The sequence below is a fragment of the Deltaproteobacteria bacterium RIFCSPHIGHO2_02_FULL_44_16 genome (assembly GCA_001798185.1).
Classification (GTDB): Bacteria; UBA10199; UBA10199; order 2-02-FULL-44-16; family 2-02-FULL-44-16; genus 2-02-FULL-44-16.
Map to the genome: position 1 here is coordinate 1 of MGRM01000017.1, position 21543 is coordinate 21543.

The following is a 21543-nucleotide window of genomic DNA, read 5'->3' on the forward strand; positions in this document are numbered from 1 at the left end:
CTCTTTCCAGGGCATAAAAACCTCCTTTATGCCCCCGTATCATGTGTTACCGATGTGCCTTGTATTGTTTGTTACCTATGTACCTTGATTGGACCCAAAAAGTTAAAAAGTGAAAAGTCAAGACTTGACCCCGTCCGAATGGCCGTTTTTTTTGTTGCCGCTAAACTCATTCATCCTGAAGAGTTTTCAGCACTTATGGCGATTGTGAGAAGGAAATCACTTCAAAAATAAATCTTGCTAAATTTTAATTAATTATAATAATATATAATCAAATGAAATTTAAAGATTTTCAGAAAAAGATGCAAAAAGGAATTTTTGCTCTTTCAGAGGCTTCACGAGTGGCATGGGACACTGCCCCTGCTACGCTTAACCTACAACTTCATCAGTGGGTAAAAAGTGGTGAGCTTCTGCGTCTCAAGAGGGGAGTTTATGCTTTTCCGGGAAAGATTTCGGGTCAAACAGAGGTAGGTCCTCTTCTTTATGCACCTTCATACATTAGTTTAGAAAGCGCGCTTCATTATTATGGCCTTCTTCCTGATGTCGTTTTCAGTCTGACGCTTGTGACGACGAAGGCCACGCGGCATTTCAAAACAGCTCTTGGAGATTTTGACTATCGTCACCTCAAAAAAGATCTCTTCTGGGGATACGATCCAGATTCATGTATGGCGTCTCAAGAGAAGGCGATGGTTGATTATTGTTATCTTTACAGTGGGCGTTTGCTTCCAACGGATGAATGTTGGGATGCACTTCGTTGGCAACATTTAAAAGAAGTCGATTTTCGTAAAGCAAAGGCATATGCCAAAAAAACAAGAGTGCGGAAAGTTTTTGAACTCATCACTTCTTTGGAGAGTTATGGAAAGAGCAAAAAAAATCGTTGAAGAACTGCGTCGTGCAAAAAAACCGACTGAAGAAGAAGTTCTGAATGTTATTCGTGAATATCTTCAAGTTTTGGTGTTGAAACTCATTTTTCAGTCCAAGTTTGGTGCAGTCCTTTCTTTTATGGGTGGGACCTGTTTACGCGTCTGTTACGATCTCAAGCGTTATTCAGAAGATCTCGATTTTTGTCTGGATGCTCCGAGTGAAATCTATCGTTTTTCATCTCTGGTCTCTCATCTGAAACGAGAACTTGAGTTGAGTGGCTTTTCTCTGATGACATCTGTTCAAGAAGAGAAAGTGGTACAAAAAGCTTTTCTTCGATTCAGTGGTTTTGCGGAACATTTTGAACTACGGAGCTTAAGAAAAGATCAAAAGTTACATATCAAATTGGAGGTTGATGTGCATCCTCCAACATTGAAAAAAGAAGAACGCGAAAGTTTTTTTGTGAATCGATTCGGAGAAATTTATCCGATTCTCAAACATGAGATTTCAACGTTGTTTGCAGGAAAAGTATTGGCACTCTTAGGCCGTCCTTTTACTCGGGGACGAGACTATTATGATCTCATCTGGTACTTGAGCCGAAAAACTCCACTGAATTTTGACTATGTCAATCGTGGTTTGAAAGGAAAACGATTTGCATCAGAGAAAGAGGTTTTCGGTGCGCTACAGAAAAAAGTCGAAGAGGTTTCTCCATCTCTCATCCTGAAAGATATCCGTCATTTTTTGGAAGATCCGAGTGAAGAGGCGTGGATTGAAAAATACCAAGATCTCTTTCGGCAACTGATGCATTCACGACCAGAAAGCGTCTGATGTTTTTTGGTCACTTCTGTTTCATCACTTGGTCCAAAATTTACAAAACATTTTTTATCATAGGTAATTATGGCTTAGCATTTTTCGCAGACCGAGATCTACATTTTTATTACTTGGACTGATCTTCTTTAAATGATTTGTTTTTTCGAAAGCAAATATCAAAAACGGAGTAAAACCATACTGCGAGGAGCCCTAAAAGAGAGATGAGAACAAGTTTGTAAGAGGTTTTCCACGAAAGATGAAGGGCTGTGGTAACTTGATTTTGAACCGAGAATGCAAAGTTCAAAGATTCTAATTGTGTATTGAGTGCAGTAAGATAGACGAGAAGTCCTGAAAACATAAAGATCAAGGTGAGTGCCATGATCGTCATCCCTTTTTTCTTCTCTCCCAGCATGAAATGTCCAATGCCTGGAAAGACCACTGCGTTCATAATGATGGCTGTTTTTCTTTTGCTTTCGTCCATAGGTCGTCCCATTCTTGTGGAGTGAAGTCTTTCAAATGTTTATGTGTTCGTTGTGCTTCTTGTTCGATCCACTGAAAGCGCGAGATAAAACGATCTGTGCACTGACGCAGACTCCCTTCAGCATCGATGTTTAAAAAACGTGCATAATTCACAAGACTAAAAAGCAGATCTCCAAACTCAGCTGCGCTGTTTCTGCTGGTTTGTGCTTGTTTGAATTCCTGAATCTCCTCCGCAATTTTTTCTAAGACTCCCTCAATGTTTGGAAAATCGAAACCGACACGAGAAGTTTTTTCTCCCAAACGAGAAGCGCGAAGGAGAGCGGGAAGGTTTTTGGGAACGCCGTCAAGGACCGACTTTTTTCCTTCAGTTTTTTTGATCTCTTCCCAATTCTGTAACACGGTTTTGCTGTCATGAATTTTTTTGTCGCCAAAAACGTGCGGATGACGACGGACCAATTTATCGCAAAGTTTTTGAAGAACATCGTCGATCGTAAATCGTTTCTCTTCTGCCGCCATTTGAGCATAGAAAATCACTTGGAGCAGCAGATCGCCCAGTTCCTCCGCAAGTCCCTCAAAGTTTTGCTTCTCGATTGCTTCAACCACTTCGTGCGCTTCTTCTAATGTATGTGGAGTAATGCTTTGAAAGGTCTGTTCTCTATCCCACGGACAACCGTCCGGAGATCTCAGTTTTTCCATAATGGAGAGGAGGCGTTCAAAATGTGCGGAAGAAGGCGAAGACATGCAGGGCCCATAAGGAAAAAACCCAAGAAAGTCAAACGGCTGCGCCGTTTCGGGGTTAAATTTTCTTTGCATGAGGTGAAAAGCTTCGATACACTACTCTCCGCATGATTTACTTCAAGAAATGTTTTTTTAATACTCCTGCGGAAATTTATATTCGATCGGTGATCCACGATGTCCGAGGAGCGCTTCGTGAATCAAAAATTTCAAAGGGACTCGTAACTGTGCAAACGCCTGAATCAGGCGCCGGGTTTTTTATTGGAGAACCGCTTGATGATCTCTTGAAACAGTTCAAAGCAGCAGCAGAGCTTTTCCCGGGTGAAGGAGTGGAGACGAAAACAAAACGCAAGGAAATTGTGAGCATCGGTCCCAGAGTCAAAGCTGAAATGTTTGGGAGAGCTTTGTCGCTCCCTTTTGAAGATGAAAAATTAATGTTAGCCCCGCGCGAAGAGATTATGTTGATCGATTTTGAAGCACGAGAGAAACGCCGCGAATTTTTGGTTCATGTGTTTGGTGAAACTCCAGAAACAAAAACACCACCCACAAAACAACCGGCTCCACGGAGGTAAAGAGGTATGGCGAAGAAAATGACAGATGCAGACAAAGTTATCCATTTAAACTTTGAGGATAATAATGTCGCGCGCGATCTCTTTGGCACCGAGGACAAGCATCTCAAGTCGCTTGAGCGCATGCTCGGAATTGATATTCATGTTCGTGGCAATGATCTTCGCATTGAAGGAGGTCACGGTGATGTTGAAACAGGAGAGCGGATTCTCAATAAGCTCTATGGTCTTTTGAAGCGTGGTTACCCTATTTTGGGATCTGAAATTGAAAATGCGCTTTCGCTTCTTTCGCGCGATGTGAATCTCGATATTGAAAGCCTTCTCTCTGATAGCATTTTTCTTCCTGCGAAACGTCGTGCCATTGTGCCACGCTCGACGGGACAAAAACTGTATATCGATGCGATTCGAAAAAACGATATTGTTTTCTGCATTGGACCAGCAGGTACTGGAAAAACCTATCTTGCAGTGGCAATGGCAGTGACGGCGCTTCTTCGAAAAGAATATAAACGCATCGTGCTTGCTCGTCCCGCGGTCGAAGCGGGAGAAAAGCTCGGCTTTCTTCCTGGAGACATGCAGGCAAAAGTGAATCCGTATCTCCGTCCGATCTATGATGCGCTGTACGATATGCTTGAAGTGGAACGTGTGGAAGAACTCATCCAAAGTGATGTGATCGAAATTGCGCCGATTGCTTTTATGCGAGGTCGAACGCTTCATAAAGCTTTCGTCATTCTTGATGAAGCGCAGAATTGTAACTATCATCAAATGAAAATGTGTCTCACTCGTCTTGGGACCGATTCGAAAATGGTCATCACCGGCGATGTCACCCAAATTGACCTTCCTCAGACCGTTCGCTCAGGACTTCTGGAAGCTCAACGCATTTTGCACCATGAACCAGGACTCATTTTTCATGAATTAAAAAGTTCGGATGTGGTTCGCCATCCGCTGGTGCAACGTATTGTAGAAGCATATCAACGACACGAGAAACCTCATGCGTAGAAAGTTTTTTCAGACTTTGCGTTCTCTTCTCAAAAAATACTTTCATCTTGATCTTGATGAAATTCTTTCTCTCTTTAAGCATCCGGTGATGTGGTGGAGTGCTATTGTTCTCTTTGCACTCGCCATTGTTTTTATCACCACGTTTTCGATTCAACGAGTTCCCGATACTCTTATCGTAGGCCAGATTGCGAATAGTGATATTAAAGCTGATCGGGATTATGAAATTATCGATGAAGAAGTGACAGAGGCTGCTCGAAAAGCAGCGCTTGATGATGTCCCTCCTGTTTATAATTTTGATGAAGGTCTTTCGACAACCATTGTGGAACGGGTCAGAAGCGCTTTTGCCGAGGCTCGCAAGAAAGCTTCTTCGCTTCTTCGCAGTGAGCTCAGCCAAAACTTGGGGATTACCATTGCCGATGCCGAATGGAAAATGCTTCTTCAAGAACGTTTTAGTGAACATGTCGAAAAAGCAATGATAGCGTTCATTGGGCAAGCGATGAAAGTTCCGCTTGTCGCTGAACGTGGAACGCTCGACGCAGAAAAAGAGAGGGGCGCTATTCTTCGTCGCACGAAGTTTGAAGAAGGGAATCGTATTACGACGGGAGAGACCAAAATTGAAGATATCTCGACGATTCTTTCTACCGAAGAAGCTCGTGCGAAACTGACATCACAGCTTCCAGGAGAGCAGCATCTGGTGGCTCTTGCACGAAAGCTGATTGAACCCAATTGTACTTTTGATCGTCAGGAATCGGAACGACGCCATGCGGAAGCCATGGCCAATGTAAAAAATGTCATTATCAAAGTCACTGCTGGTGAAATGATTATTCGCAATGGATCTCGCTTTGAGCCGTCACATATTAAGATGCTTCAAAGCATTCAACGTGAACGGAGTAAAGGTTCTTATCCCTATTACTTCATTGGGAATTTTATTGTCGTCCTTCTTTTTCTGATCATTCCTTTTTCTGTCGGCGAGCGATACATTCGTCGTTTTCATCCGACGGTTTCTGATTATTTTTTGATGGCATCGACTGCGCTGGCGACTCTTTTTGTGCTTCGTATTTCTTTGTCACTTGCTCCTGCGATTCAACAGGTAGTTTTCTTCTCTCTCCCTGATCGAGCGCTCAATTATGCTATTCCTCTTGCCGCAGGAACAATGTTGATTCGGATGCTTCTCTCTGCGGAATGCGCTTTTATTTTTGCGATTCCCATGGCGTTTTTTGTGGGACTCTTTCCTGAAACTGGTTTTCGTTTTGTTCCTTTTTCTCTTCTTTCCTCGCTTGCGGCGGTCCTCATTGCTTCAAAAATTGACCGACGAACCATGATTATCCGAGCGGGACTTTTTCTGGGACTCGTCAATGCCATTGCCATTATTGGTCTGAAACTCATTGGAAGCACGACCCTTACGGAACCGCTGACACTTGGCGCCCTGTTCTGGGTTGCTTTTTTTGCTTTTTTGGGCGGAGCGACAAGCGCCATTGTGGTCATGATTTCACTTCCTGCCGTGGAATCATTGACGGGATATGTTACCGACATCAAACTTCTGGAACTTGCCAATCTCAATCATCCTCTTTTACGCGAATTGATTGTGCGAGCCCCAGGAACGTATCATCACTCTCATTTAGTCGGTGTCCTTGGAGAAACAGCGGCGGAAGCGATCGGCGCAAATGCTCTTTTGGTACGTGTTGCAGCTTATTATCACGATATTGGAAAGATGAAAAAGCCAGCGTACTTTATTGAAAATTCAAAAGGGCTCGAGAATCGACACGATCGTTTAACGCCGCATATGTCAGCTCTTATTGTCGCGTCGCATATTAAAGAAGGTGTGGAGATGACCATGACCGCGGGCATTCCAAAAGTGATTGTCGATATGATTCCGCAGCATCATGGCACCAGAATGATCAGTTATTTTTATGAAAAAGCAAAAGCTCAAACGAATCCCGGCATTGATAAAATTGATCCGAAAGATTTTCAGTATCCAGGTCCAAAACCGCAAACGCGAGAAGCGGCCATTATGATGCTTGCGGACGTGACCGAAGCCACCATTCGTTCGCTCAAAGAAAAAACAAGTATTCGAATTCAACAGACGGTCCAGCGCGCGATCACCGATATTTTTTCTGAGTCTCAGCTTGACGAATGTGAGCTCACCCTTCAAGATCTCACAGCGATTGGAAATGCTTTTGTTCGAATTTTGCTCGGTATTTATCATCAACGCATTGAATATCCGAAGTCAGAAGGAAATTTCGACGAGGGAAGTGATCGTGAACTACAGCATTCAAAATCTTCATCCGAAGTTTCGAGTCCCGATAAAAAGAATCATCAAGCATCTGCGTCTCCTCAGCTTATCGGGAATTCAGGGAAAACATAGTGTGGCGATCATCTTTATTGATGACAACGCGATTACAACACTTTCCGGAAGATTTCGAAATCTTTCTCATGCTACGGACGTTCTCTCTTTTTCTTATTCTTACGGAGATGAGAAAAACGCAGGCGAAGTTGTGATTTCGCTTGATACCGCTCGACGACAATCACGTGAACGTGCGGTTCCTCTTTTTTCGGAAATTCTTTTGTTGATAACGCATGGTCTTCTTCATCTTCAAGGATATGATGATGTACGAGCATCGGATCGTCATCGTATGCGAAGAGCAGAGTTTGAAGCTTTAGTGAGAATATTGTAATGACAATTCATATTATTACTACTGGTATAAGCGCGCTTTTCCTCGTGCTTTCTTTTCCCACTGTTCTTGCAGGATGGGAAATTCCTCACTCTCCCTTGTTCGTCTGGATTGCCTTTGTCCCTTTTCTTTTGGCCACACGAGAAGCGAGCCTTCGTCGCATCTGGTTTCTTTCGTTTCTTCTCTTTTCCCTCTTTTTTGCGTGTCAACTTGCCACCATTGAAACGGCGATTCGTGTTTTTGGTCATTTTTCTTTTGTCACGAGCCTTACTCTTACTTCTCTTTTAATTTTTGCTCTGTCGCTCTACATGGCTTTTCTTCCGTGGCTTTCATATTTCCTTTCTCGAAAACAGGGTGAGTTCATTATTTGGTTTCCGGTGTGTTACGTTAGTTTTGAATTTTTCCGAACGTATATTTTTCCTTTCGGAGGATTTCCATGGGGAGAGCTTTCCGTGTCTCAAGCTCATTGGCTCCTTCCGCTTCAGATCGTGGATGTTATGGGGAGTCTCGGTCTCACATTTCTTATTGTGTGGACAAATGTTTTTATAACTGAAGTTGTTTGTCATTCCCGTCCCGGCTTACGGCATGCCGGGATAAACTCCGGCGGGGATCTCATGAGATTCCCGTTTAAAGCATGCGGGAATGACGATAGAAGAACCACATTTTTTCTTCAAAAATGTGCGGTGACATTGCTGCTTTTTCTTTTCTGCTTTGGGTATGGTCATTTGAAAATACGTTCCATGGAAAAAATAGTGCAGCACGCATCAAAACTTCGCGTCGCGCTTTTACAGGGAAATCTTTCACCGAAGACATCTTCCACGCTTAAAAATTCGATGGATCGTCTGCAGGTTTATACCACTGAAGCGGCAAAAGTTTTTTCTTCCAAGGTCGATCTGATTGTATGGCCCGAAGGAGCTTATAGCTTTCTTATCCCTCTGAAGAAACCTGTTCTTTATAATGATGCGCTCGGCGGAAAACCGCTTGATGTTTCTCAGCGTTTACCACTTTCCCTTGTCGGAGCGGTTACCAAAGCATCGGAACACTCTTATTATAATAGTGCACTTCTCTACGATGCTCGTGGACAATATCTTTCCAGTTATCACAAAACTCATCTTGTTCCTTTTGGCGAATATATTCCGTATCGATCTCTTTTTCCATTTCTCACAGCAGTCACTCGACCGATCGGGATTCTTTTACCTGGAGAAGAGATTCGACCTCTTGTCGTTGATCGTCTTTCCATTGGCCCGCTTATCTGTATTGAAGATCTCTATGCTTCTCTGAGCCGAGCGCATGTTCAGAATGGAGCCAACCTTCTGGTGAATATAACGAACGATGGTTGGTACGGTCTTTCACCGATTCCAAAGCAACATTTGCTCTCTTCAGTTGTGCGTGCCGTGGAGACAAGGCGATCGGTTCTTCGTGCGGCCAATACAGGTGTTACTGCTCTCATTGATCCTGTCGGACGCGTTCTCCAACAATCGCCGTTGAATGAAACGTTAGTCATTGTCGGAGAAGTTCCTCTTCTTACTTCCCTTAGTACGTATGTGACGCTCGGCGATTGGTTTGCTTGGGGGTGCGTTCTTTATCTTCTTTTTGGCATTGTCTTTCTGTTGAAGATGAGATGGAAAGACAGGTCATCTGGATTCTCGCCTACGCGTGAATGACAAAAATGATCAAAAGACATTGAGGTGAGCTCTTAGGAAAGAAATTATGACAAAAGAATTGAAAGAATTACATACGATATATGGAGAGAAATTCGTGATGCTTGCAAAAGCTCTTGATATTGAATCAAAGCGTCATCGCATTCTGGAGATCGAGCAAGAAAGGGCGCAGCCCAATTTTTGGAATGATACGCGACGTGCTCAGCAACTGACCAAAGAACAGGATCAATTGAAATCGTGCGTTGACGTGTACGAAGAACAACAAAAATTTCTCTTAAATATAGAAGCAATGTTGGAACTTGCGGCAGATGGAGAGGCACCTGAGTTGCTCGAAGAGGCTAAAGGAGAACTCAAAAAAGTGGAGAGTGCGCTTGAAGCCATGGAATTTCAGCGTATGCTTTCAGGTCCCCAAGACAAAAGTGGCGCTATTCTCACGATTAACGCCGGAGCTGGGGGCACTGAAGCTTGCGACTGGGCGTCGATGCTCGTGCGCATGTATCAACGCTGGGCTGAGAAAAAAGGTTACTCGCATGAAATTGTTGATTTTACCGAAGGGGAGGGCGCCGGTTTTCGAAGTGTCACCATGACGATCGGTGGTGATTTTGCGTATGGATATCTGAAAGCTGAAAATGGTGTGCATCGTTTGGTGCGTATCTCGCCCTTTGATGCGAACAAACGTCGACATACTTCTTTCGTTTCCGTCTATGCGATTCCCGATATTCAGGATGATATTGAAATCGACATTAAAACCGATGATCTTCGGATCGATACGTTTCGTTCTGGAGGAGCTGGTGGGCAGCATGTCAATAAAACAGAATCTGCAGTGCGACTGACGCATCTTCCGACAAATACAGTTGTTGCGTGTCAGAGCGAGCGAAGCCAACATCAAAATCGTGAAGTAGCGATGAAGTTGCTCCGCGCAAAACTTTATGAATTAGAAATGGAGAAGAAGCGCAAAGAGCTCGAAGCGCGTGAAAAAGCCAAAAAACGTGTCGAATGGGGGTCGCAGATTCGCTCGTATGTCATGCAGCCCTATCAACTCGTTAAAGACCATCGTACCGATGCCGAAATCGGGAACGTGCAGGCGGTGCTGGATGGCGACTTGGATGAATTTATGCGAAAATTTCTTCTAGAATTTACCGGATAAAGATATGTCTTTTCGACAGACACTTTATATCCTCATGATTCTTTTTGTACTCTCATGCGCGACGATGAAGAAAAAAGATTATGGTTATGGCGAATGTCGAGAATATGAGCCTTGGATGTGTTGGGAGGGAAGTTTAGAATGTGAGACAGATCAGCGTGGATGTAAGGTTTGTTCCTGCTTGTAGGATCTGATGGGGTCAAGTCTTGACTTTTCACTGTTTTGAACAAATGAAAAGTCAAGACTTGACCCCAATTTTTCAAGGGCATGGTCCTCTGCGCGCGGGGTGGAGTTCCGATGGGGGTTGTCAGGGGGAGAGCAGGATCTCTTAGCGAGCGTCGGGTTCACCCCGCGCGAGCGAATAGAGAAAAAACTTCTACCGATAGTTTGGTTCTTTTGGTGGTCTATTCTTACATCCATCATCGCTGCTTGTTGTTTCTCCCCGATTACTGACGCCAAAACGACAGTCAAGAAGATACTCGCTCCAACTTCCTTCATCACACGCATGCCTCGAAACGAATCGTCCCTGAGAACAGTAATACTTTTTGAACTGTTCCCACCCATCATCGTCATTTCCAAGTTCGCGTAACATCGCCTCTGCAGCTGCATACGCCTGCTCCACTTCCTTCCGCGTGGAAGGTGAAGTATAAGAACGCAATGGTTTATAGCTATCAATGATGCGTCGAATCACATCTGAATCTCCACCCCCCGGCCCAATTGAGGCGCGATACATGGCTTCTGCGCTCTGCCATAATGTGCTCGTCTTTTGGATGAGTGCATTTCGTTCTCTCTCATCAGCCACTTCCTTCGTTACTCGTTGTACGAGGGCCCTCCCTTCTGTGATCGCAGCCTGCAACGACTCGATTCGCTGCCGCATGATGGCATGTCTCCGACGAATGTCGTCATTTGACGTAATGGGTAACGTACTCGTCTGAAGTGTAGCTTCTTCCTTGAGTTTCATCTGTGTGGCAAGGGGAATTGATGCCACAAGGGTTTCATATTCACTGGTGAGATTCAAGAGACGTTCCTCATCGGTCTCGAGTGCAACAAATAATGGCTTCGCTTCAAGAGACACTGCCTTTGCTCCCTCAACAAAATGCAGCGCTTTCTGACGTACTGCTGTTTCAATATCTCCTGTTTTTTCGAACGAAGCATAGAGCTGGCTTAAGCCCGCCACAAGTCGTTCAAAGTGGAGATCAATGTGGGGAAAAGATGTTTTCGTGCGTTCATGAACACCCCAAGGATCAACGCGCACAATCGTTGGGAGAAAAGGATTGAGACCCCAATTTTTCATTGTTGCTCGTTGCCGTCGGTGCACATTCATTTCATCGATCCCAAAAATTCCGGCAAAGAAATAGGCAGAGAAGGGAAGGGAGAAACGTTCACGAAAGTTCGTCTCCGGATTTTCTAAGAATCCGCGATCATCAAGATAAGTGCTGGTCGTGATCCAGCGTTTTGATCCTGGTACAGCCTCAACTTTTTGGAGAAACGAGATCTTCCCATCTCCTTCAATGCCGCGCAAAAAGCTGATATTGCCACCATTGTCAGCAAAAGGAAGCAAGGTCGTCCGCACTTTTTCAACCTCCTGCTGTGTGACCTCTGGAAGCTGTGAAAGTGCGGTGAGATAGTGGGGAATATTGATAACCCGTGCTTGTGAAACATCTGCCATAACATCCTCCTCTTGTTATTTGACAATAACTCTTTCTTCTTGCCACTTCATCGGTTCATCATAGCTTCCATCCCAAACACGGAGTTCGTATTGACCAACAGGGACGAATGGAAAATAAAGAGCACTCTTTCTTTCCACTGCGGTTATCCCTTGTCGGATAAGAAAAGTATATTCAGGCGAATAAAGAACAAGACTTGCTCGCTCTTTTTGTGTTGCGCTTTTTTTCAGAGGAACGGTTATTCCTCGAATTTGAGAGGGATCGAGCAAAAAATCGTTTCCTTTTGCATTCACCTTTTTCCCGCGAAGGAAATATTTCTTCTCTCCAATGCCAATCATCACAGAGGTTTCATCTTGAATCTTTGGAGGTGGAAGAAAAAAGAAAGGAGAAAACTCTGCATCTGGATCGCCGCTGTCATCTGGTAAAAGAAACCGAGAGACATTGTTGCTCTGCCTCAAAATTGCTTTTTCATATTCCACATCAAACCTGACTCCTGCCTTTCGTGCAAACGAGCGAGCATCTTTAAGATACCAGCAGCCACGTATGTCCCCCAAAGGAATAAGGAGTGAAGCCAAGTGCAGATTTATGAGATAGTCGGCTGCTGCGCGCAGTGGAAGTCCATCTAAGGATGTGATGTCAAAGTAATCTTCCAAGGCTCGAACTTCAGGAGCATCTGGTCTCAGATAGCGCGTATATTTTCCGTCTGACACCTCTTTACTCCAGATTTTATCGATTCCCACATCGAAGCGTTGATTCTCATTGACATCCCGTATGAGTACAACGTCAAGCCCATAGATGTTGTTGTCGCTCACGTATCCTCCTCTATTTCGACTAAATGGATAGCAATCTTTGTGCCAAAACATAAATTATTTAACCGTTTGAAATAACTTATTTATTTTAAAAACTCAGTGTGTGCTTGAGGTGGGAACAGTCAAGAAAAGTGTGGAAAAAGTGTGGTAAATGAAGAAACTTTTTTGTACTGCAACCGATGAGTGAGTGATGTTTTGATATCGAGGTTCCTAAAAGCATGAAACGACTTTTCCTTATCTTGATTTTTGTTTTCCTCCCACTTCGTATTGATGCAAAAACAATCCGAATGGGATTTGTGGGGGGCTATGACATCGAACACAGCGTTCAAATATGGTCTCCTCTTCTTGACTACCTGCAACGTGAAACCGGATACATGTTTGAAATGACGCTTCGTGAAGATTACCTCGGCCTTATCGAATCGCTGGAAAAGGGTGACATTGATCTCTACGAAGGAGGAGCTTTTTCACATGTGGTTGCCATGGAGAGAGGAAAAGCAGACATCCTTGTAGGGCAAATCAATCATGGAACAACGTTTTATTATAGTGTTTTTGTCGTTCCCGCAAAAGCAAGCGTCGAAACCATTCACGATGTGAAGGGAAAACGACTCGCCTTGACCCAGCCTCTTTCAACTTCAGGATATCTTCTTCCCCGTCTTATGCTGGAAGAAGCAGGAATTGAGAACCCAAAAACTTTTTTTGGTCAGATTGTCCTTACGGGATCGCATGATCGTTCTCTTGAAGCTCTACTGAGTAACTCTGTTGATGTTGTGGCTGTTGGCAATTTTTTTATTGAAATGCTTCCGGAGGAGAAAAAGAATCGGCTGAAAATTATTAGGAGATCCGGAGCTATTCCCTTTGGACCTGTCACCGTACGCAAAGACCTTGATTCTCACATACGTCAAACCATTCAAAACGCACTTCTTGTTTTTGAACAAAAAGTCTCTCCTGATATTCGTCGTATCACCGAGCGGGACGGATTTATTCTTCAAACAGAAAATACGTTTGACATTGTTCGAACGTATGCAGCGAAAGCAAAAAAAATTCCGGAATTAACAACGAGCATTCCCTACCAAAAAATTCCAACGATCGTTGCAAAAAGAATTGACGACCTCAAAAACGATCATCGTCGATGGACTCTCTTCTTTCTGGGATGTCTCGCTCTTCTCATCATTTTTTTTATTCTTGTGACACGAAAACGTTTCACGATGTTTGTTGTCAGCATTATGGTCTCAACCATCTTTGCACCAGCAGGCATCATCGCATTTTTACAAACACGTCTTCTCTTCGGAGTTATGGATAACTATGCAGTCTCGCTCATGAGCAGAATCGAAAACATGAACCTTCGCGCTGTTTCAAGTATTGCCAAAACTGCGGACGATGGACTCGATACAATCCTTCAGGAGAGTATCGACGATGTCATCGTGTGGGGACGAATTTTTCAACATGGAACCATTATTGCTTCGAGCGACCCGAGAGAAAAAGGAACTTCAATTATTGATCACATTCGAGCAGGAACGTTCCATCGTCCTCACATCAGCACTCTCAGCATTCATGATCCTCTGATGCTCAAAGGAAGACAATATGCGACACTTCAAGTCGGCATTGCCTTTGATGCTCTTCTTCTTCATTCGAAACATATTCGTACAATGAACATATTGATGATCTTCGGAGTCCTTCTCCTGAGTATCGTTCTTTTTTTCTTCATGAAGCGCCGGCTGACGTCTTTAACGAAACCACTGGCAGAGGCAGTTGAAAAACTGCGTGAAGGACATGACATTGAAACAACTCAGGTGGATCAGGATATAAAAAATGTTGTCTCTTCTCTTCGCCATTTCGGGAAAGAACTCTACGAAAAAGAAGAACTCCTTCAACTGAAAACAGCTGATCATCAATTTCCTTCTTTGGATCCCCTTGTGACCGAAGAGATCCGTCTCAAAATTTCAGCGATGGAACGTGAAAATAAACTCTTTCAAGAATTGCGCAAAACGATCGCCATTGGAACAAGCGCAGCATGGCTTCGAACACTTCGGGATGCCGCAATTCGGGCACGAGATCGAAGCCCTGTTGTCATCATCGGACCATCAGGTTCAGGGAAAACCGGTGTTGCGAATGTCATTCATGCTCTTAGTCACCGACAAAAAAGAAATTTTGGGGAATTTAATTGCGCTGAATTTGCATCTGCTGATCCCCTCATTGTTCTTGGAAAACTCTTTGGGTACGGAAAACAGAGTGGCATTCAGGGGATTGACCCAAATGGTCAACAGGGCATCTTGCAAGAATTTGACGGTGGCACTCTTTTTTTTGATGAAGTGGAGCTTTTGCCGCAAAAAGCGCAACAACTTCTCCTTCTCCCGCTTGAAGATCGCCCCTTTCATAGCGCTGCAGGTCAAGGGTCTCCCATGACTGTAGATGTCCGCTTTATCTTTGCCACCAACAAACCACTTGATGATCTCGTTCGCGTTGGTGAAATGCGTCTTGATTTTTTACGACGCATTCAAGCACGCGGCGAAATTCGTGTGCCGTCATTAGCAGAAAGAAAAGAGGATATTCTTTCTCTCATACAAGCTTTTTTAACTCTGAGAAATAAAGGGAGAGAAGAACAAATCACCATTTCATCTGAAGCGCTCACCTTCCTGACTTCGAATACCTATAAAAGATATCATGTCAGTGAACTCAAAGGAGTTGTCGATCAGGTTTTTGATCACGCCCTCTTTGAGAATGTGAGTCAAATTGAGCTACAGCATCTACACGCTTCATCAATGCCTGCTCCAATCGTCAGAGATATTTCGCATCCTTTTGATCTTGAAGATATGAAAAAACTTTCCGTATTGAGAACAGTCACATTTAATCTTTCCCATGCTGAGGAACGTTTCGGTTTTGGCGCTGGTTCAAAAACAATGACGCACCATGTACGAGGGCTTATTTATCGAGCGCTGCATTATCATCTCGGAAACGCAGAACGCGCAGTAACAACACTCACTGGAGGAAACAATCGGGATAGTGTAAATACAAAAATGCTTTCACGAGTTCAATATTACATGGAATCAGCGCGGCATCATAAAAAGAACAACACCCACAACATCCTTTTTGCAAAACTTCCTCAAAAATATCATACGGATCTCAACGAACTTCTTGAAATGTTGTGATGACTAGTATCTCATCCATTAAGTTCATTTGAGTAGAGTGTCGGAAACTTTTCCTTTGACTTCTCGCGTGAGAAGGTCAAACGAATCATGGTTCGATCCCTGTTACGTCGAGAGCATGGGGTCAATCCAATCTTCAACGGTTTGATAAGTGATAACGTGAGATCCTTCGTTTCACTCAGGATGACAACAAGTCGACAAAGTACTAGAAGTGAAATTTATCGTAGAGATTGCGAAAAAGATTATGGGGATCTGTCCGTTGTTTAATCTTTGTGTAGTTGTTTTGATTGTAAATATTCCAAAATGTTTCTCGGTTGTAGAAGTTATGTGAGATCAGCGTTTTTAAGCCGTTACATTCATAGACCATTTCTTCCAACAATTTATAATAGTTCACATCGCGTCGACGATTGCGAAGACCATAAATAGCAATATCAAAAAAGAGATCATCATTAATTTTTTTGTCATAGTTGTCATTCACCCACGGATATTTCTGCACACGTTTATAAGGAAGCACCCAAAGTGGGTAATACCCAATGTGCTTTTCATAAAGATCGTAAAATTTTTCGAGTTGATTCTTGGGAATAAAGACGTCGACAACCACATCAGGTCGTTTATCGTGTTTAAGAAGCGGCGCCAGCCGCTTCGACCAGGTTAAAAGATTGGTAGAAGAGAGGATAAATTTTCCGAAGAGAAATCGCATCGGTTTGGTTTCCATTCCAGGAATGGTTTTGCTGAGCCAATGACATTCAGTATCGTAGCGAAAAAGATAATCGTAAGTGGAGAGGTAATCTTCGGTTTTACAAAGAGTACTTTTATAAAAAATGTTGAGAAAAGTGTAATCACTTGTCCACGGCGCATGATCGACAAAGCGTCCAAGACACAAAATATTTTTATCTCTGGCGTGAATGATAGAGTCGATGAAATCGACACTACCGAGGTTTATATATTCAAGTATGGCATGAGTGACATCGGCGAAGGTTGGGTAACAAATATAGTTCATCTTGACATACGGTTTTGCAGAGATCAGTCGAAACGTGAGTTTCGTAAGAATGCCGAGCGTTCCATAAGATCCGTGAAGCATATGGAAAATGTCAGCATTTTGTTGAGAAGAACATTGCAGTACTTTTCCTTTTGCTGTGACCACTTCATATTCTAAACAGCTATCGTGAAAGCCTCCGTATTTATAGGACATAGACTCAACCGAACAGCCCGAGACAGCTCCACCAAGGGTAATGGTTTTGAGCTCAGGCACAAGACAAGGAATAAACCCAAGCGGAAGTGTCTCTTTGACGAGATCGGAAAACGTAACACCGGGTTCTGCAATGCAGATTTTCTTCTCAGTATCAATTTTTAAAATACGGTTTAATCCGCGAATGCTAATTTTCTGATCTTTATGTTTGGGATCATTCGGATTTGGAACCATGTGGGACACGGCATCTTTGCGAAGAGAAAGAGACGTGCTTTTGTGATTTTTGAGTTGTTCAACAATGTGAGCTAATTTGATGTCGTGAGAAGTGTTTTCCATTATTCATTTTCCCCTATGTCGTTGAAGTCGTTGTCTGACGTTTTTGAAAGAACCATAGAAGAGATCCAATTGCAAAAAAAAGACCGCTTCGTAAATAAACTTCGAAAGGGAAAAAAATGATTAAACCAATACACGTAAGGGCTCCTAAACATGGAACCCAAAATGGGATACGAAAGTGGGAAGTCTTAGCATGCTTCCATTTCGTGCGAAGAAGGCTTACATGAACAGAGAGAAAGACCACAATGATGAGAAAGCTTGTGGTCTGCGCTAAAATCTTGAGTCCGCCGGTAAAAATTAATAAAAGGACAAAGAGATAAACAACGATGGCTGCGAGCCAAGGTGTTTTTCTTGTATTGTGCACTTGTCTGAAAAATTTTGGCAGTAACTGTTCATGGGACATTCCGTACATTAATCGCGAAGCCATGATGAGATTGATGAGCGCTGTGTTTCCGATCGCCATCATGGCAATGAAAGCAAAAGAGTGAAGCATCCATTGTGCATTCGCGGTTTCGAAAAGAAGAAGAAGGGGAGTTGGTGAAGCGATGATTGTTTTTGTGGGTATCGTCATTTGGAGTGCGAGAATGACCAGAACGTAGAGAAAGGTTGAAATCGCAATTGAAACAAGAATAGCGCGAGGAAGATCGCGTGAAGGGTTTTTTGCCTCTTCCGCTAAATTACAGAGATCTTCAAAACCGATAAATGCAAAAAAAGCGATGGTGACTCCAGAGAAAATGGAAATGAAGTCAACATGTTCAAGAGTTCGGTCTCTTACGACATCAATCGAGACATTTTGCAGAAGATATACGCCAACAACAATAACGGCTATCAGTCCCGCGACTTCAACCGCGGTGCAAATCATGTTAACCCACGAGGATTCTCGAATCCCCCAGAAACTGAGAAAAGAGAGCGCTGTCACGAGCAAGACTTGTACGATCGGTTTCGGAATCATCCAGACTTGCGTGAAATAATCACTAAACGCGACCGTGACCGTGGCAGTCGTTGTCAGACCTGTTCCTAAAACAAGAATGCCCACGAGTGTTGCCATGAATTGTCCAGGAAAAGCTCGTTTTACAAAGATGACAGCGCCGCCAGCACTTGGAAAGCGAGCACTCATCTCCGCATAGCTGAGGCCTGTTATGAGAGCGAGAAGCGCTGAAAAGATAAAGCTGAGCCATGCTCCAGTCCCCGTTACATCAATGACTTTTCCGACGAGTGCGTAAATTCCGGCGCCTAGAATGGCACCAACACCGTAGAAGACAAGAGAGAGAAAACTTAATCGACGGGCAAGTGCTGGCAACTCCTCCTCCTTCTCAGTTTTCACTCACTGTATGAACAAAAGAGGTAATCGCTTTTGTGTCAGCGTATTCTAAATATAAATAGGGTTCAATTAACTCAAGTTCGATCAGAAAGAAACTTTTCTTCACTAAAATAACATCAGCGCGTGCGTAGTGCGGTTGACAAGGAAGATGTTCTAAATAGTTTGCTGCCATTCGAATTTCTTCAGAAGATGGTTTGATTGCTTTCATCGTAGCGCCAAATAATTTGTGCGCACGAAAATCGCCAGGCTTGGGAATTTTCACGACGGCATGCGAAAACTCTCCACCGAAAAAGAAGAAAGAATATTCTCCTTGTGACACTTTTTCGAGATATGGCTGAAGAAGAGCCGGTCCCTTTTTGAGAATTGCTTTTACTGCGGTTTGAATTGCGGTGCGGTTTTCTTTTGCAAAAACATCTGTTTGTTTTCCGCCACCTGAAACAAGAGGTTTTACAACAACGCGATTAGTTTTGATTTCAGTCAGCGCATGAAAGAGCGTTTCTTCATTTTGAAGAATAGTTAGGGGAGCAATGGACGCCCCTTTTTTCTGCAGCTCAAGGAGATAACCTTTTTCCGAATTCCAGCGAATGAGTTCGGTCGCATTTCTTACAGGGATCTTTGCTTGATCCATGCGGTCGAGCCACTGCGTGAACTGATCGTGGCAATCAAAATAGTCCCATGCATTTTTGGGGATAACGAAATCAAACTGTTGCCAATCGACTTTCGGATCTTGCCAGTTGACTGAAACGAGTTGAAATCCAAGCTCAGCAAAGTAAGGTTTTAAAACTTCAACTTCATCAAGAAATCCCGTTTTCTGAAGATAGTAAGTAGTATTCGGTGAGCGGAGATAAGCAATTTTCATTATCGTGTGAAGCGCATGATGTTTTCTTTATGTTGCGGGTAACTCTGCACGAGTTGTGCACGAGTCTGAAGTTCAAAATCGCGAAAATCAAAACCGGGGATCACGGTACAGCCGAGAAGTGCTCCTTTTCCTCCTGGCAAAAGCCGAGTTCCTTGCCACGTGTTTGGTTTGACACGATGAAAGAGCGTCTGATTTTTTGTCAGGTCATTGCCGAAGATAACCGAATTTGCATTTCCGTCTGGGTCAATTTGAAACATTTCAACCGGATCTCCCAGATAGAAATGAAAGAGTTCATCTTGCGGAAGGCGATGAAGCGCTGAAAATTCTTCTGGTGTAATCAGATAAAAAATATGCGTGCCGTAATTTCGCTCGCCTTGATGAAGTCCGCCTAAGATTTTTTCAGGTATGCTTCCTGTGGATCGATAGATCTCACGATAAAATCCACCTTCTTCAGGAAGTGGTTCGAGCTTCAAAATGCGAATGATTTGTTCAGGAGTCATTTATGCAGCTCTTTTACGCAGCTTCATCGACGACACGATAGTTTGGAAACATAATCACCGCTGGATGTACTTTAAGTGCTTTTGCGAGGACGAGTGCTCGATCTCGGCCAATTTGTTGACGGCCTGACTCCATATTAGAAATATTAGCCTGAGTCATCTTTGTGAGCTTTGCAAGTTCGCTTTGAGTTAACTCTTGTAAATTTCGAAGTGTTGCCAACATTTCACCAGGCGTCATTGAAATAGAATCATTGGCTAAAATAAATTCCTTCTTTTTAATTTTTTTCATGTTTCACCTCAATAAGTATGTGGATTAATTTCTACCACATACACAATCAATTGTTCCTTATCGATCTTATAAATAACACGCCATTGTTTGTTCAATCGAGAGGACCGAAATCCCTGCCATTCACCTTTCAACGCTTCATCATGAAAACCTTTAATAAATCGTAACCCTTGTGGTCCCTCGAGCTCTATAATTCGCTTCCAGGCTAGATAGTTCTTCCTAATTTCAAGAGGAGTCTTTTTCAAAGACTTCTCGACCGACTTATGTTCGAACACAATATACATTTAATATGCTAAATATTCAATATATTAAATATGTCAACAAAGATTTATTTTAACTCTTGGTTTTTTTTAAGAAAAACCACGGCTTGAATCGACGAATTTAGTATTCCCACCCACCGGCTACAGGAATAAGGGCGCCGGTGAGATATTCAGGACTCTCAACAGCAAGCCATTTTACCACTTCAGCAATTTCTTTGGATTTACTGGTTCGGCCGTAGGGAATTGGCATAGATAATTCTTTTGCGATTTTGAGTAACTCTTCATCTGTATAGCCTGGTGTTTCATTTACCCCCGGAGAGATAGCGTTTACACGTACTCCCTTGGGGCCGAGTTTAACAGCCAAAGTTTTTGTCAAAACAGCAACACCGGCTTTAGCTGCACAATAATCTGCAGACAAGGGCCAGGCTTTCAAATTTTCTACACCAGAGAATGTAAAATTAATGATGTGCCCTTTGGATTCAAGAAGATATTTCAAAGCGTAATATGTGACATAATAAACCACATTAAGATTGAGCTGAATAGCTTCAGTCCATTGTTCTGGTGTCACTTCAAGAATATCTCGGTAATAGAAGGGGCCAATAGTATTGATAAGGAGATCGATTGTTCCAAAATCATGTACGAAATCATCAATCATTTTTTTCGCATTTTCAGGATGAGCAAGATCGTATTTGAGGAGTTTGGCTCGTGAATCATTTTTTATGATCGATTGTTCGAGCTTTTGGGCAACTTGTTCGTTTTGGCAATAATGCACCCCAATATTGAAATGAGCTTTTGCCATGGTAACAGCGAGGGCTTGACCAATATCTGAGCTTGCTCCGACAATGAGTGCGTTCTTTTTTGTCATAGTTATCAAATTTTCCACGGTTTCTTTTTTAATCCGCGGGCTAAGAGAATGGGAGAAGCGATTTGCTGAAGCTTCACCAGTATTTTTACTTTTTCTTCAATGGAAAGTTTTGCTAATTCGCGGCGTCGCTTTTGTTTCGCCTGGAAAAGAGCATCTATTGTTTTATTTTTTTTCAATGTAATTTTCCCATTTCTTTCGAAGAAAATGACGATCCAGGATCGATTCAAGTAATTGTTTGTTTAAACTTACTTCATCTAAAACCTTTCCAATTCGTTCTCGATCTTTCGGCCTATTCGTATCAATCATAATATACACAGCGTCTTAAGTAATTGCGCATAATCTGCGTAATGTTTGATTCGGCGTTGACCACTCGTTAAATTGCTTCTCCACCT

General features: G+C 43.0%; 21 protein-coding genes. 10 read left to right on the forward strand and 11 right to left on the reverse strand.

Annotated features, from left to right (window positions below):
• Positions 1-272: 272 nt before the first annotated feature.
• Both A3C46_00005 and A3C46_00010 read left to right on the forward strand, forming a co-directional pair.
• A complete protein-coding gene (locus tag A3C46_00005) occupies positions 273-878 on the forward strand; it encodes a hypothetical protein (GenBank protein ID OGQ22135.1) in 606 nt (201 codons plus the stop codon).
• Complete coding sequence (locus A3C46_00010; protein ID OGQ22136.1) at positions 853-1686, forward strand: hypothetical protein; 834 nt, start codon at positions 853-855, stop codon at positions 1684-1686. Before A3C46_00005 ends, A3C46_00010 begins: the two co-directional genes overlap by 26 nt.
• A 109-nt stretch (positions 1687-1795) precedes the next feature.
• Here A3C46_00010 and A3C46_00015 read toward each other — a convergent pair whose 3' ends face one another.
• On the reverse strand, positions 1796-2149 hold the full coding sequence (locus A3C46_00015; GenBank protein OGQ22137.1) for a hypothetical protein: 354 nt from the start codon (positions 2147-2149) through the stop codon (positions 1796-1798).
• Complete coding sequence (locus A3C46_00020) at positions 2113-2889, reverse strand: nucleoside triphosphate pyrophosphohydrolase (GenBank protein ID OGQ22153.1); 777 nt, start codon at positions 2887-2889, stop codon at positions 2113-2115. Before A3C46_00020 ends, A3C46_00015 begins: the two co-directional genes overlap by 37 nt.
• A 104-nt stretch (positions 2890-2993) precedes the next feature.
• Here A3C46_00020 and A3C46_00025 point away from each other — a divergent pair, with 104 nt between their 5' ends.
• From A3C46_00025 to A3C46_00055, 7 genes are read left to right on the forward strand one after another with little or no spacing between them, the layout of a single operon-like run.
• The gene (locus A3C46_00025) at positions 2994-3455 is read left to right on the forward strand and encodes a hypothetical protein (protein ID OGQ22138.1); all 462 of its coding nucleotides are present in this window, start codon (positions 2994-2996) and stop codon (positions 3453-3455) included.
• An 18-nt stretch (positions 3456-3473) separates the two neighbouring features.
• Positions 3474-4445 carry a phosphate starvation-inducible protein PhoH gene (locus A3C46_00030; protein ID OGQ22154.1) on the forward strand — a complete coding sequence of 324 codons (972 nt, stop codon included), beginning with the start codon at positions 3474-3476 and terminating at the stop codon, positions 4443-4445.
• Positions 4438-6810 carry a hypothetical protein gene (locus tag A3C46_00035; protein ID OGQ22139.1) on the forward strand — a complete coding sequence of 791 codons (2373 nt, stop codon included), beginning with the start codon at positions 4438-4440 and terminating at the stop codon, positions 6808-6810. Before A3C46_00030 ends, A3C46_00035 begins: the two co-directional genes overlap by 8 nt.
• Positions 6770-7120 carry an rRNA maturation RNase YbeY gene (locus A3C46_00040; protein ID OGQ22155.1) on the forward strand — a complete coding sequence of 117 codons (351 nt, stop codon included), beginning with the start codon at positions 6770-6772 and terminating at the stop codon, positions 7118-7120. The genes A3C46_00035 and A3C46_00040 overlap by 41 nt, the downstream gene beginning before the upstream one ends.
• Positions 7120-8781, forward strand: a complete 1662-nt coding sequence (locus tag A3C46_00045) for an apolipoprotein N-acyltransferase (protein ID OGQ22140.1) — start codon at positions 7120-7122, stop codon at positions 8779-8781. Before A3C46_00040 ends, A3C46_00045 begins: the two co-directional genes overlap by 1 nt.
• A 46-nt stretch (positions 8782-8827) precedes the next feature.
• On the forward strand, positions 8828-9925 hold the full coding sequence (locus A3C46_00050; GenBank protein OGQ22141.1) for a peptide chain release factor 2: 1098 nt from the start codon (positions 8828-8830) through the stop codon (positions 9923-9925).
• Positions 9926-9929: 4 nt separating this feature from the next.
• Complete coding sequence (locus A3C46_00055) at positions 9930-10109, forward strand: hypothetical protein (GenBank protein ID OGQ22142.1); 180 nt, start codon at positions 9930-9932, stop codon at positions 10107-10109.
• 189 nt (positions 10110-10298) lie between these two features.
• On the opposite strand, the gene A3C46_00060 is transcribed toward A3C46_00055, so the two are convergent.
• Complete coding sequence (locus A3C46_00060) at positions 10299-11591, reverse strand: hypothetical protein (GenBank protein OGQ22143.1); 1293 nt, start codon at positions 11589-11591, stop codon at positions 10299-10301.
• A 15-nt stretch (positions 11592-11606) separates the two neighbouring features.
• Positions 11607-12401 carry a hypothetical protein gene (locus A3C46_00065; protein ID OGQ22144.1) on the reverse strand — a complete coding sequence of 265 codons (795 nt, stop codon included), beginning with the start codon at positions 12399-12401 and terminating at the stop codon, positions 11607-11609.
• A gap of 215 nt (positions 12402-12616) precedes the next feature.
• On the opposite strand from A3C46_00065, the gene A3C46_00070 reads away from it, so the two are divergent.
• On the forward strand, positions 12617-15544 hold the full coding sequence (locus tag A3C46_00070; GenBank protein OGQ22145.1) for a hypothetical protein: 2928 nt from the start codon (positions 12617-12619) through the stop codon (positions 15542-15544).
• A 202-nt stretch (positions 15545-15746) separates the two neighbouring features.
• On the opposite strand, the gene A3C46_00075 is transcribed toward A3C46_00070, so the two are convergent.
• The 7 genes from A3C46_00075 to A3C46_00105 all read right to left on the reverse strand — a co-directional run bounded on the left by A3C46_00075 (position 15747) and on the right by A3C46_00105 (position 21151).
• Positions 15747-17066 carry a hypothetical protein gene (locus tag A3C46_00075; GenBank protein ID OGQ22146.1) on the reverse strand — a complete coding sequence of 440 codons (1320 nt, stop codon included), beginning with the start codon at positions 17064-17066 and terminating at the stop codon, positions 15747-15749.
• 13 nt (positions 17067-17079) lie between these two features.
• The gene (locus A3C46_00080; GenBank protein ID OGQ22147.1) at positions 17080-18363 is read right to left on the reverse strand and encodes a hypothetical protein; all 1284 of its coding nucleotides are present in this window, start codon (positions 18361-18363) and stop codon (positions 17080-17082) included.
• A gap of 13 nt (positions 18364-18376) precedes the next feature.
• Positions 18377-19243: a hypothetical protein gene (locus A3C46_00085; GenBank protein OGQ22148.1), complete on the reverse strand. Its 867-nt coding sequence runs from the start codon at positions 19241-19243 to the stop codon at positions 18377-18379.
• The gene (locus tag A3C46_00090; protein OGQ22149.1) at positions 19243-19743 is read right to left on the reverse strand and encodes a hypothetical protein; all 501 of its coding nucleotides are present in this window, start codon (positions 19741-19743) and stop codon (positions 19243-19245) included. Before A3C46_00090 ends, A3C46_00085 begins: the two co-directional genes overlap by 1 nt.
• Before the next feature lie 13 nt (positions 19744-19756).
• A complete protein-coding gene (locus tag A3C46_00095; GenBank protein ID OGQ22150.1) occupies positions 19757-20029 on the reverse strand; it encodes a hypothetical protein in 273 nt (90 codons plus the stop codon).
• 8 nt (positions 20030-20037) lie between these two features.
• Positions 20038-20310 carry an addiction module toxin gene (locus A3C46_00100; GenBank protein OGQ22151.1) on the reverse strand — a complete coding sequence of 91 codons (273 nt, stop codon included), beginning with the start codon at positions 20308-20310 and terminating at the stop codon, positions 20038-20040.
• A 97-nt stretch (positions 20311-20407) separates the two neighbouring features.
• Entirely contained in the window at positions 20408-21151 is a 744-nt protein-coding gene (locus tag A3C46_00105; protein ID OGQ22152.1) for a hypothetical protein, read from the reverse strand.
• Between the last annotated feature and the right edge of the window lie 392 nt (positions 21152-21543).